This window comes from Nonomuraea sp. NPDC049750 (assembly GCF_040659625.1).
Taxonomy (GTDB): Bacteria; Actinomycetota; Actinomycetes; order Streptosporangiales; family Streptosporangiaceae; genus Nonomuraea.
In genome coordinates, this window is the sequence record NZ_JBFANB010000010.1 from 78,363 (window position 1) to 89,543 (window position 11,181).

General features: G+C 68.7%; 12 protein-coding genes. 4 read left to right on the top strand and 8 right to left on the bottom strand.

The features are described 5' to 3' along the window. The first annotated feature begins 35 nt into the window (after positions 1-35). Positions 36-710 carry a TetR family transcriptional regulator gene (locus AB0J16_RS25920; protein ID WP_358173446.1) on the top strand — a complete coding sequence of 225 codons (675 nt, stop codon included), beginning with the start codon at positions 36-38 and terminating at the stop codon, positions 708-710. A 6-nt stretch (positions 711-716) separates the two neighbouring features. Here the strand turns inward: AB0J16_RS25920 and AB0J16_RS25925 are convergent, their stop codons facing one another. The 4 genes from AB0J16_RS25925 to AB0J16_RS25940 all read right to left on the bottom strand — a co-directional run bounded on the left by AB0J16_RS25925 (position 717) and on the right by AB0J16_RS25940 (position 5,411). Further along, entirely contained in the window at positions 717-1,781 is a 1,065-nt protein-coding gene (locus AB0J16_RS25925; RefSeq protein WP_358544076.1) for a TIGR03617 family F420-dependent LLM class oxidoreductase, read from the bottom strand. 9 nt (positions 1,782-1,790) lie between these two features. After that, complete coding sequence (locus AB0J16_RS25930; RefSeq protein ID WP_358544078.1) at positions 1,791-3,335, bottom strand: AMP-binding protein; 1,545 nt, start codon at positions 3,333-3,335, stop codon at positions 1,791-1,793. Positions 3,336-3,384: 49 nt separating this feature from the next. Then, a complete protein-coding gene (locus AB0J16_RS25935) occupies positions 3,385-4,302 on the bottom strand; it encodes an SDR family NAD(P)-dependent oxidoreductase (protein ID WP_358544081.1) in 918 nt (305 codons plus the stop codon). 488 nt (positions 4,303-4,790) lie between these two features. Beyond that, the gene (locus AB0J16_RS25940; protein WP_358544083.1) at positions 4,791-5,411 is read right to left on the bottom strand and encodes a TetR/AcrR family transcriptional regulator; all 621 of its coding nucleotides are present in this window, start codon (positions 5,409-5,411) and stop codon (positions 4,791-4,793) included. Between the two features lie 109 nt (positions 5,412-5,520). Here AB0J16_RS25940 and AB0J16_RS25945 point away from each other — a divergent pair, with 109 nt between their 5' ends. Further along, on the top strand, positions 5,521-5,817 hold the full coding sequence (locus AB0J16_RS25945) for a DUF3817 domain-containing protein (RefSeq protein ID WP_357952409.1): 297 nt from the start codon (positions 5,521-5,523) through the stop codon (positions 5,815-5,817). Positions 5,818-5,959: 142 nt separating this feature from the next. On the opposite strand, the gene AB0J16_RS25950 is transcribed toward AB0J16_RS25945, so the two are convergent. Both AB0J16_RS25950 and AB0J16_RS25955 read right to left on the bottom strand, forming a co-directional pair. Beyond that, the gene (locus AB0J16_RS25950) at positions 5,960-7,459 is read right to left on the bottom strand and encodes a serine/threonine-protein kinase (protein ID WP_358544084.1); all 1,500 of its coding nucleotides are present in this window, start codon (positions 7,457-7,459) and stop codon (positions 5,960-5,962) included. Positions 7,460-7,610: 151 nt separating this feature from the next. Beyond that, entirely contained in the window at positions 7,611-7,988 is a 378-nt protein-coding gene (locus AB0J16_RS25955; RefSeq protein WP_358544085.1) for a PPOX class F420-dependent oxidoreductase, read from the bottom strand. A gap of 101 nt (positions 7,989-8,089) precedes the next feature. On the opposite strand from AB0J16_RS25955, the gene AB0J16_RS25960 reads away from it, so the two are divergent. Beyond that, positions 8,090-8,542, top strand: a complete 453-nt coding sequence (locus tag AB0J16_RS25960; RefSeq protein WP_358544086.1) for a helix-turn-helix domain-containing protein — start codon at positions 8,090-8,092, stop codon at positions 8,540-8,542. Positions 8,543-8,568: 26 nt separating this feature from the next. On the opposite strand, the gene AB0J16_RS25965 is transcribed toward AB0J16_RS25960, so the two are convergent. After that, positions 8,569-9,627 carry a D-2-hydroxyacid dehydrogenase gene (locus AB0J16_RS25965; protein ID WP_358544087.1) on the bottom strand — a complete coding sequence of 353 codons (1,059 nt, stop codon included), beginning with the start codon at positions 9,625-9,627 and terminating at the stop codon, positions 8,569-8,571. 127 nt (positions 9,628-9,754) lie between these two features. Here AB0J16_RS25965 and AB0J16_RS25970 point away from each other — a divergent pair, with 127 nt between their 5' ends. Beyond that, positions 9,755-10,579: an IS5 family transposase gene (locus tag AB0J16_RS25970; protein ID WP_358544089.1), complete on the top strand. Its 825-nt coding sequence runs from the start codon at positions 9,755-9,757 to the stop codon at positions 10,577-10,579. A 46-nt stretch (positions 10,580-10,625) separates the two neighbouring features. Here the strand turns inward: AB0J16_RS25970 and AB0J16_RS25975 are convergent, their stop codons facing one another. Next, entirely contained in the window at positions 10,626-11,177 is a 552-nt protein-coding gene (locus AB0J16_RS25975) for a hypothetical protein (RefSeq protein WP_358544091.1), read from the bottom strand. Between the last annotated feature and the right edge of the window lie 4 nt (positions 11,178-11,181).

Genomic DNA, 11,181 nt, shown 5'->3' on the forward strand with positions numbered 1-11,181 from the left:
TTTTGGACACCCCTGAATCCGGAAGAATGGCCCCTGTGCCGAACCCGAGCATCAGCCACCGCCTGGCCGAAGCCGCCGTCGCCCTGTTCGACGAGAACGGCTACGACGCCACGACCGTGGACGACATCGCCGCCCGGGCGGGCGTGAGCCGCAGCACGTTCTTCCGCCATTACCACTCCAAGGAAGACGCGATCTTCCCCGACCACGACGCGCTGCTGGCCAAGATCGACACCCGCCTGCGCGCCTCCGCCGCCGACACCGCGATCGTGGCCATCACCGACGCCGTACGCCTCGTGCTCGCCCACTACGTCGACGACGCCGAGGTGTCGCTGCGCCGCTACCGCCTGGTCCGGGAGGTGCCCGCGCTGCGCGACCGGGAGATCGCCAGCGTGGCCCGCTACCAGCGGCTGTTCCGGGAGTTCGTCGGCGAATGGCTCGGCGACTCGCCCGACGCCGGCCTGCGGGCCGAACTCATGGCCGCCTCCGTCGTGGCGGCGCACAACCAGGTCCTGCGCGGCTGGCTGCGGGCCGGCGGCGCCTACGATCCCTTCGGGCTCCTGGACCACGCTCTCGGCTATGTGATCGCCACGTTCCGCCACCTGGAGCAGCCCCAGGAGAAGGGCGAGCAGGTGGTGGTGGCCACCTTCAGCCGCTCGGCCTCGCCGCGAGCCGTCATGGACGCCATCCAGGCCCACCTCGAGACCCGCTGAGGCGACCTATCGCTCGCCCGCAGGAAGGGCTCGCTCTCCCACGGGCGGGACGGAGTCGTGGAGCGTGGCCAGGGCGGCGCGGATCTCCGTCTCCGGCGTGCCCGCCGGTGGATGGAGGTGCACCTGGTCGACCAGCCCGCCGAATCGGCGGCGCAGCTCCGCCGCCACTTCGGGCAGCGTGCCGCTCGTACAGAACGTGTCGAGCACCTCGTCATCGACCAGGTCGGCCATTCGGTCCCAGCGGTCGGCCTCCGGACGGACGGACAGCGCGTGGAGCCGCTCGTGCAGTTCCTCCCAGCCGTGGAGGGCGAGAACCCCTCGGTAGGCGGGGGTGGAGCCGTAGAAGGCGATCCGGCCGCGCAGCATCCGCCGCTGCTCGTCTATGGAGCCGTCCGGGGCGTACACGTGCGCGAAGCCGGGACAGTGGACGCTCACCTCGGACCGGTCACGACCGGCCCGTTCCAGGCCCTCCTCCAGAGCCGACAGGGTGACCTCGCGGAAATACCGTTCGGTGCTGAAGCCGTGCGGTATCAGCCCGTCCGCCACCTCACCGGCCAGCCGCGTCATGGCCGGGCCGACCGCGGCGAGGTGGATCGGCGGATTGTCGTGTCCGTGCGGCGCCGAGCGGAAGGTCGCCGTCATGAGCGTGTGCCGGTAGTACTCCCCCACGTGCCGCACCTCCTCGCCCTTGTTCCAGTCGTTCCAGATCGCACGCAGGGCGGTGATGTACTCCCGCATCCGGGTCACCGGTTTGCCCCACTCCATGCTGAAGCGGCGGGTGATGTGGGGCTTGGTCTGGGTGCCGAGGCCGAGGACGAAGCGCCCGCCGGAGAGCGCCTGAAGATCGTTGGTGATGTACGCCAACGCCATCGGCGTGCGCGCGAAAGCGACCGCGATGCCCGTCGCGAGCCGCACCCGGCTGGTCGCCTGGGCGGCCAGCGCCAGTGGCAGAAAGGGATCGTGATCGACCTCGGTGGTGGTGACGACGTCGAAGCCGGTCTCCTCGGCCCATCCGGCGAACCGCGCGACGTCCGGCGACGGCGGGCCGCCGACGTGCACACCTACCTTCACGTGTACTCCTTAAATGTAGGCATCGCGCAGCTTGCGGCGCTGCAGCTTGCCCGTCTCGGTCCGCGGGAAGTCGGCGCGGAACTCGTACCGGCGCGGGATCTTGAACGAGGCCAGATACTCGGCGCAGTGCGCGCGGAGTTCGGCGGCCAGCTCGTCACCGGGCACCGCGCCGGCGGCCGGTTGAATGACCGCGAGCACGCTCTGGCCCCAGTCCGGATCCGGCACGCCGATGACCGCGACGTCGGCGACGGCGGGATGCGTGATCAGGGCCTGCTCGATCTCGGCCGGGTAGATGTTCACGCCGCCGGAGATGATCAGGTCCGTCCGCCGGTCCAACAGGAACAGGTAGCCGTCCTCGTCGAAGTAGCCGTAGTCGCCGGCGGTGACCAGGTCGCCCCGCCGCGCGGCCGCGGTCTTGTCCGAGTCGTTGTTGTACTCGAAGGCCGGCCGCCGCCCCCGCGTGCCGAAGTAGATGGTGCCCGCCTCCCCGGCAGGCACCTCCTTGCCGTCCTCGTCGAGGATCTTCACGTCCGTGTTCGGCACCGGCCGTCCCACGGTGCCGGGCTTTGCCAGCCACTCCTGCGGGCTCACCAGGGATACGCTGCCCTCGGTGGACCCCAGGTACTCCCACACCCGCGGGCCCAGCCACTCCATCATCTGCTGCTTGATCGGCACTGGGCACGGCGCGCCCGCGTGGATGACCGCCTCCAGGCTGGACAGGTCGTACGCGGACCGCACCTCCTCCGGCAGGCGCAGCAGGCGGTGGAAGTGCGTGGGAACCATGTGCACGCTGGTCACGCGGTATCGCTCCACCGCCCGCAGCACATCCTCGGCATCGAACCTGTCCTGGAGCACCACCGTGTGGCCGAGGTGCAGGAAGGCGGAGGCGTGGCCGCTGGGAGCGGCGTGGTAGATCGGCGAGCACACCAGGTGTACCCCCTCGGCCACGGTGATCTCGTAGCGGGAGACAAAGGCCGTGAACGACGTGATCGCCGCCTCCGGAAGGACGTCCGGCAGCGGGAACCGTACGCCCTTGGGGCTGCCCGTGGTGCCCGAGGTGTAGCCCATGACGGACCCGAGCCGGCGCTGCGGCGGCGTGTCGGCCGACTCGCCCGCACCCAGCTCCGGATAGGGCAGCCAGCCGTCCAGCGCGCCACCGACCACGAACCGGTGCTCCGGGAGCGACTCGAGCGGCAGCGTCGCCGCCTGCTCGGCGTCCATGACCACGACCTTGGCCCCGGAGTCCTGGATGATGTACCGCATCTCGGCCGGGGCCAGCCGCCAGTTCACCGGAACCAGGAACATCCCGACCTGCCCCAGGGCCAGCGACAACTCCAGATACTCGTGACCGTTGTGCACCGCCACCGCCACGGCGTCGCCCGCCGTGAGACCGTGCGACCGCAGGGCGCGTGAGACGCGGTTGACCCGTGCCAGCAGCTCGCCGGAGGTGAGAGCCGATCCGTCCGGATCGATGATGGCCACCCGGCCGGGGTCGGCGGCGGCGATCTCGTAGAAGCCGATGGGTGCCGTGGTTGATGGGGTGGTAGAGGACATAGGGCTTCCCTCTCCTGTCGGCATGGACGGGCCTAAGGTGCTGATCGGCTCACTTCGGGATCTGGGCCATGAAGAGCGATGGCGGCAGGCCGTCGGCCTTGGGGCGGAACGACTTCGCGACCTTGTCCGCGAGGTCCTGGAGGTCCCACGGGCCGTCCGAGGCGACGGTCTCGACGACCTCGGGCGTGTTCCACAGCCTGACCTCGTACCCGGCGGCGCCGAGCGTACGCCCCGACAGCCAGTCCGACTCGGTGCCGGCGATGTAGGTGACGATCGGCCCGATGTTGTCCGGCGACATGACCTCCGCGAGGCGGGAATCGTCGCCGAGCTTCTTGTCGTCCGGGACGGTCGCGGTCAGGCGGGTGGCCGCGCCGGGGGCGATGGCGTTCGCGGTCACGCCGTACCGGGCCAGGCCGTTGGCGAGCGAGGCGGTCAGGCCGATGATGCCCATCTTCGCGGCGGCGTAGTTGGGCTGGCCCGGGGAGCCCTGGAGCGCCGAGTCCGAGGTGAAGTTGATGACGCGATAGTGGCCGTCCGGGTTGCGCTGGCCGCGCCAGTACGCGGCCGCGGGCTTGATCGTGCTGTAGTGGCCGCGCAGGTGCACCCGGATGACGGCGTCCCAGTCCTCCTCGGGCAGATTGAAGATCATTTTGTCGCGGAGGATGCCGGCGACGTTGACGACGATGTCGAGCCCGCCGTAGTTCTCCACGGCCAGGTCGACCAGGCGCCGGCCGGTCGCGGTCTCGGCGATGTCGCCGGTGTCGGCAACGGCCTGGCCGCCGAGGTCGTTGATCTCCTCGGCGACGTCCTGTACGGGACCGGCGTCGCCGCCCGTGCCGTCCGGGCCGGCGCCGAGGTCGTTGAGCACGAGCTTCGCGCCCTGGGCGGCGAACATCCGGCCGATGGAGGCGCCGATGCCGCGGCCCGCGCCGGTGATGATGGCGATCCTGCCGTCAAGAGCTCCCATGGAATGCCCTTCATGTGTGCGCAGCGGTGTTCAGGACTGTTCAGTAGGGATCGGTTCCGTCAGGTGGGGGGCCGTACCTTGCTGGTCGGCTGCAGATCGCCGGACGCTAGATCGCCGGACGCTAGATCGCCGGACGCTAGACCGCCCGACGCTAGACCGCCCGACGCTAGACCGCCCGACGCGTTCGGGCAGCCTTGGGATGACGGCCGCCACGAGGGTGAGCATCATGGAGACGACCATGCCGCCGAAAGCCAGCACCGCGACGATCCGGCCGGGGCTGCTCGCGTTCGTGAGAGTCACGGGCTGGGGGCCATGTCTGTGCTCCTTCCGGGAGGCCGCGTCAGGGCCATATCCGTGAGCCGATCAAGCCGTTGGCGCGCTGATCCGCACGCTAATACAGACGAACTTGGTCTGTAAATAGCCGCCCGGCAAGTGACCGACCAAGGACAAGCCAGACGCCCCGGAACCGGTCCTGCGTCCGCGACGGATCAGACGTCTTGGGCCGCTGACCGGTAGCCGACGGCCGACAGCACGAAGTCGACGGTCTCCTCGGCGAACTTCTCCTTGCGCTTGATCAGCGCGGGCATCTGGCTGGCCGGTGTCGACAGAACGTGGTTGGTCAGAATGCCCGCGACCGCGTCCAGCACCCGAGCCGGGGACGTCCCCGCCGGAAGCTCGCCTCGGTCGATGCCGCTCACCACGATGGCGCGGCCCTCCCTGATGCGCTCTCGCTGGAGCCGCTCCAGCGCATGACCGAACAGCTCCGGATAGACCTTGGCCTCGATCTGCGCCCGCAGGATGACCAGACCCCGGCGGTCGAAGTAGCCGTCGAGGATGTTCACCGCCATGACGACCAGGTCCTCCCGCAGCAGCCCCGACCGTTTCGGGGCATTCGGGTCAGGGTCGGGGTGCATGGCCGTCAGCGCGTCGACGATCAGCTTCTCTTTGCTGCCCCACCTGCTGTAGAGGGCCGCCTTCCCCACGCGCGCCCGCCGCGCCACCACGTCCAGGCTGAACCCCGCCCAGCCCACCTCGCCGTACAGGTCGAGCGCCGCGGCATGGACCCGCGCTTCGAGGTCCGGGTCTGGCGGGCGACCTCGTCCACTCATGGACTTAGTGTGCCAGACGATCATGCACCCCAGAACGACCCTCGGTCGCCGTTCGCCATCCTCTACAGCCTGTAGAGTATCCGCGTCATTTCGGGCGAAAGGGTGAGAAATGCTGGGTTGGTTCCGGGTCGTGGCGGTGGCCGAGGCATGCTCGTGGGCAGGGCTGCTGGTCGGGATGTTCTTCAAGTACGTGACCGCGACCGGCGAACTCGGTGTGAAGGTGTTCGGGCCGATCCACGGAGCGCTGTTCGTGCTGTACGTGATCGGAGTCCTGCTCTCGGCGCGCGAGGCGGGCTGGAGCCGGGGCGCGGTGGTGCTGGGCCTGGCGTGCGCGGTCCCGCCGTTCTGCTCCCTGTGGTTCGAACGGCGGATGGCGGCGCGCGCGACGGCCGACCAGCCCGCCTAGCCGACCAGCCCGTCTAACTGAAGCCACCGGGGATGCCGTTCGCGCCGACAGCGGTCACGGTCGGCGCGCCACCGCCGGGCGGCGAGGTGGTGGCGCGCGAGCCGGGCGAACGTGCGCCACGCCGAACGCCGTCCGGGCCGGGCTACAACGCCTGGACCAGGGCCACGATCACCGAGGTCAGCGCGATCGGTCCCATCACGGCCACCGACACCACGGTCGCGGTGCGGCCGGGCAGGAAGCGGTCGAGGATGTGCGAGGCGGCCCACCGTACCGGCCCCGAGCCGGGCAGCACGAACAGCCCCAGCGTGAACGCGCCGGCGGCCAAGGATTCCGCGTGGCCGACGCTCAACCGGCCGGCCATGTGCAGGAAAGTCGCGGCGGCGATGCCGAACGCCAGCGACAGGAGCAGGTGACCCCCCGCCACGAGCGCCTCCCTGGACCACGTCCGCTCGGTCTCGCCCAAGAAGTATTCGGCCACGCGCAACGCCAGCGTGAGCGCCGCCGCCAGCAGCCCCATGGCGACCGGCGTGACGACGGTCAACGCCATCAGCGTCACGACCGCGAGCACCCCGACGAACCCGCTACTGGCCAAGAACCGCTGGAGGTCGAACGGCTCCTTGGGGGCCGGGGCCGGGCGGCGCTCCTCCGGCTGATCGGTGTGGACGGTCGGCGCCGGGGCGGGTACGTACGCCGGCTGCTCCTGGCGCCTCGCGGCGTAGTCGACCGGCGGGAGCAGGTCGGAGACGGCGTCCATGGTGAGCGTGCCGTCTCCGCGCCCCTTGGCCTCACCCAGGCGGCTCGCCGGCGTACGATCTCCGTGCCATTCGGCCCGAGCCGGGCGGCCCGCCGGATCGAGCGCCCTGGCCATCCGCTGCAGTTCCCGCGCGCTGGGCCGGGCCGCCGGATCGACCTGCAGCGCCCGGCCGAGCCAGTCCCGCAGCCACATCGGCGCCTTGTCGAGCTGCACCCGCCCTTCCATGGTGTTGAAGCAGACCGTCTCGAACGCCCCCGTCCCGAACGGCGGCAGCCCCGTGGCGGCGAAGAACACCGTCGAGGCGAGCGCGTGCACGTCGGCCGCCTGGGTGATCTGGGAGTCGCGGATGATCTCGGGCGCGAGATAGCCCGGCGTCCCCACGAACATGCCCGTCAGCGTGAGCCGGGTCGCGTTCACCAGATGCGCGATGCCGAAGTCGATGACCAGCGGCTCGCCGCCGACCAGCATGACGTTGGACGGCTTGAGATCCCGATGGATCACACCGGCCGCGTGCACGTCCACCAGCGCCTGGCACAGCCCCTGGGCGAGCCTGATGACCTCGCGCGCCTCCATCGGGCCCTGGGACAGCACGGCGTCCTCCAGCGTGCGGCCCGCGGCGAAACGGGTCACCACATACGGCCGGCCGCCCGCCAGCTCGGCGTCGATCACCTCGGCGACGTACGGGCTGCGCACCCGCTGCATGGTCTCCACCTCGCGGACCAGCCGGTCACGGGCCTTGAGGTCGGCGGCCACATGCTGGTGCAGCACCTTGATCGCGACTTTGCGGCCCGCGCCGTCGAGACCGAGATGGACGACCCCCATACCGCCTTCGCCGATCTTCTCGATCATCCGATAAGGGCCGAGCTGCTCCTGAGCCTGAGTGCCCATTCCCGACGTCATCCTCCGTGATCCCCCCTGGCACGCCGCGCATCTATACGCCCTGGCTCGGACATTCTGCCTCAGCGATTTCCCCGAGATGCACAGTAAGCGAAGATCGATGCTCCTCTTCACGAAGCAGGACGACGTGCGGCAGGGCGTCTCAGCCCATGCTCTGCCGATCGGGCTCGATGAGCGCGACGACCCGCTCCACATCGCGCGTGTAGGGGCCGCCGATGTACTTCGTCGAGATCCGGTCGACGATCTCCCAGGCAGCGTCGCCCTCGATCCACTCGACGACCCTGCCGCGGACGAGGACCGGCTGGAACGGGTTGTCGGGCGGCGTCAGGGAGAGTGCGACCCGGGGGTCGCGCCGCAGGTTGCGGGCCTTCTGGGAGCCCGGGCCTGTCATGATCGCGACTTGGTCGCCGTACGTGCCGACCCAGACCGGAACGGAGTGGGGAGCGCCGTCGGGCAGGACGGTGGCGAGGTGGGCGAGCGAGGTGCCGTCGAGCACGCGGCGTACGTCGGGCTTGAGCATGGTGACCATCTCCTGGCGGCAGTATTTGAGTTCCTTGAAGAGACTCCATGACCGTAACACTCTAAGTTCCCTAAGGGAACCCCAATTGCTAGACTCCGCTCATGCAACGCACGAACTTCAGGGAGATGGCCTGCTCCATCGCACGCACCCTCGACGTGATCGGGGAGCCGTGGTCGCCGTTGATCCTGCGTGACGTGTGGGCCGGGGTGAGCAGGTTCGACCAGATCCAGGTCGACCTCGGGATCTCCCGCAAGGTGCTGACCGAGCGGCTCAACCACCTCGTCGACCAGGGCGTGCTGGAGCGCCACGCCTACGACATGCGGCCGCGCTACGAGTACCGCCTGACGGCGAAGGGCGGCGAGCTCGTCGACCTGCTCATGGTCATGGCCGGCTGGGGGGACAAGTGGCTCGCGGGCGAGGCCGGCCCGCCGGTGCTCTACCGCCATCACGCGTGCGGTGAGATCAGCAGGGTCGACCTGCGCTGCGCCCACTGCGGCGAGCCGATGCACGCGGGCGACGTCGACCTGCTGCCCGGCCCCGGCGCGGCCGGGTGACCGACTTCTTCCAGGAAGCCGGCAGGTCAATAGAACTCGACCGTGTCGACGACGTTCACGAGCGGATGCCCGTCGAGCAGCCGCGTGGCATTGTCGGCGAACAGCTCGACGACGGCCGTCTCCTCGTCGACGGCGAGGGCCGCGGTATGCGGGCTGATCAGGACGTTCGGCATGGTCCAGAGCGGGCTCTCGGCGGGCAGCGGCTCGACCTCGAACACATCGAGGGCGGCGAAACCGATCCGTCCGTCCTCCAGCGCCGCGATGAGCGCCGATTCGTCGACCACGGTGCCTCGGCCCACATTCACGAGTGTGGCACCGGGTTTGACCCGGGCGAGCAGTCGTTCGTCGACGATTCCTTTCGTCAGATCGGTGCCCGGCAGCGCGCACACGATCGCGTCCATGTCTCCGATCACCTCGGTCAGTTCATCGACGCTGACACATCTGTCGACATCGGGGTGCTTGGCGTCGGCGTGGCGCGAGGTGGCCGTAACGCTCATGCCCAGCGCGGAAAGAGATCGAGCGACGGCCCGGCCGATCCCGCCGAAGCCAAGAATCAACACCTTTTGCCGGGAGATCTGCCGAGACATCCACCGTTCGCTCCAGTGGCGCCGGCTTTTCAATTGCAGCAGCCGGGGAAGGTCTTTGGCACCACTGAGAATGCCCAGCACCACGAACTCCGACAGCGGCGACCCATGCACGCCGGCGGAGGTGGTGAAGGTGACCCTCTCGAGGTGCGACGGGCTCAGTCCGGCCCTCCCGACCTGCTGCCCACCGCCGGCCGAGGTCGCGTGCACCCAGCGAAGACGTGAGTTCGACCGCACCGCCCGGCCCAGCGCCGCCGCATCGACGTCAGGGATCCCGAGCAGCGCGTCGGCTGAATCGAGGAGGGCTTCGAATTCCGCCTGCTGTTCAGGGGTACGCCGAAATTCGGGGTCGCCGGAGAAATCCGCCCGGTGCCGTGTGGGGGGAAGCAGTGAAAGATCATTGAGCAGCGTCACGCGGGGTTCGCGCTCTACGATGCGCTGGTAGGACTCCTCATGAAGAGGATTGGCAACAGCTACTCGAAGGCGTTTCTGGCCGGGCAAAAGTCGTTCCTCGTTCAGTTTTTCTTTATCATTAAATTTTCGTCATCACTGAGAGCGTGTTTGAGAAGATCGTCCATGTTCGGTGTGGTGGCGTGACGATGGGTGCCGATGCCGTCAGGGTGGACGAATGCCCCCAGATCGCTACCCTTCGGACTTGACCGACGCGCAGTGGGAGCTGATCGAGCCCATACTCCCCAAGCCGAACACCGGCGGGCGTCCGGAGAAGCACTCGCGCCGGGAGATCGTGAATGCGATCCTGTACGTGGTGCGCTCGGGCTGCCCGTGGCGGTACCTGCCCACCGATCTGCCGCCCTGGCAGACGGTGTACTGGTACTTCCAGCAGTGGGAACAGGCCGGCGTCACCGAGGCGCTGCTGAGCGAGCTGCGCATCAAGGCCCGCCGTCAGGCCGGACGAGACGATGAGCCGTCGGCGGGCATCATCGACTCGCAAAGCGTCAAGGGCGCAGACACCGTTGGCCGGACTAGCCGCGGCTACGACGCAGGCAAGAAGGTCAACGGTCGTAAGAGGTTCATCATCACTGACACGACCGGCTTCCTCGTCACGGTCGCAGTGCTGGCGGCGAGCTGGCAGGACCGTGACGGCGCCAAGACGGCCCTGCTGTCGGCGTACCTGACTACTCCGGTCCGGCACGTCTTTGCCGACCAGGGCTTCGCAGGAAGGCTGGTGGACTGGGCACGAGACACCCTGCGCACCACGCTGGAGATCGTGCGCAAGCCCGCTGACCAGCGCGGCTTCAACATCATCTCCCGCAGGTGGGTGGTGGAGAGGACGCTGGCCTGGCTGACCGCCTGCCGCCGCTTGGCCCGCGACTATGAACGCGACCCCGCCGTGTCCGAGGCCATCATCCGCTGGGCCGCCATCGCCGGTATGGCCCGCCGCCTCACCCGAGGAGGACCCGCCCAACGCCAACCGCGCCACGCCTGCGACTGACGTCGATCACCACCTGAACGCTCGATCACCCGGAGCCTGCCAACCATTAGACGAATTCTGTGATGGGCTGGAACTGGTGGGTTGTGGCAAGCGGGCCGTCAAAGTAGACGGAGTCGAGGTTTCCGGTCATGGCTGCAAAGAGGTACTGGCTGCACGACAGGGGGTGACTCTCCCATTCGGGGCCGCGTCCTTCGTTCATGATGACAGTCCAGTCGTCCGGTGCCTGGCCAGACTGAAGGACCCAGTAGAGGAAGTGGCCGCTCCCTTCGAAAAAGGCCCAGGGCAACACGCGCGCCCCGTCTTCGCGGAGCTCTGCGGGCTTGTCCTCGAACTCCCAGAGGTCGGCCAGCACCTCGTCGCGTTCCTTGGCCGCAGACACCAAGTTCAGATCGTCTTTGAAGATCTCGTGGTGGTCGCATCCAGGTTCCAGAAGCCAGATCTCCTCATCGAAGACTCCCGCGCCGTAGATATCGGCAAGTTGCTTGTAGTCGGCGGGCAGCGGAGTGCCGAGCTCGTTCTCTACAGACTCCCAGTTCCGGGATCGTGGGGTGGTTCGAGGGGGGATGAGCTCGGTGATCCGTGAGACGGCAGAAGGCATGAGA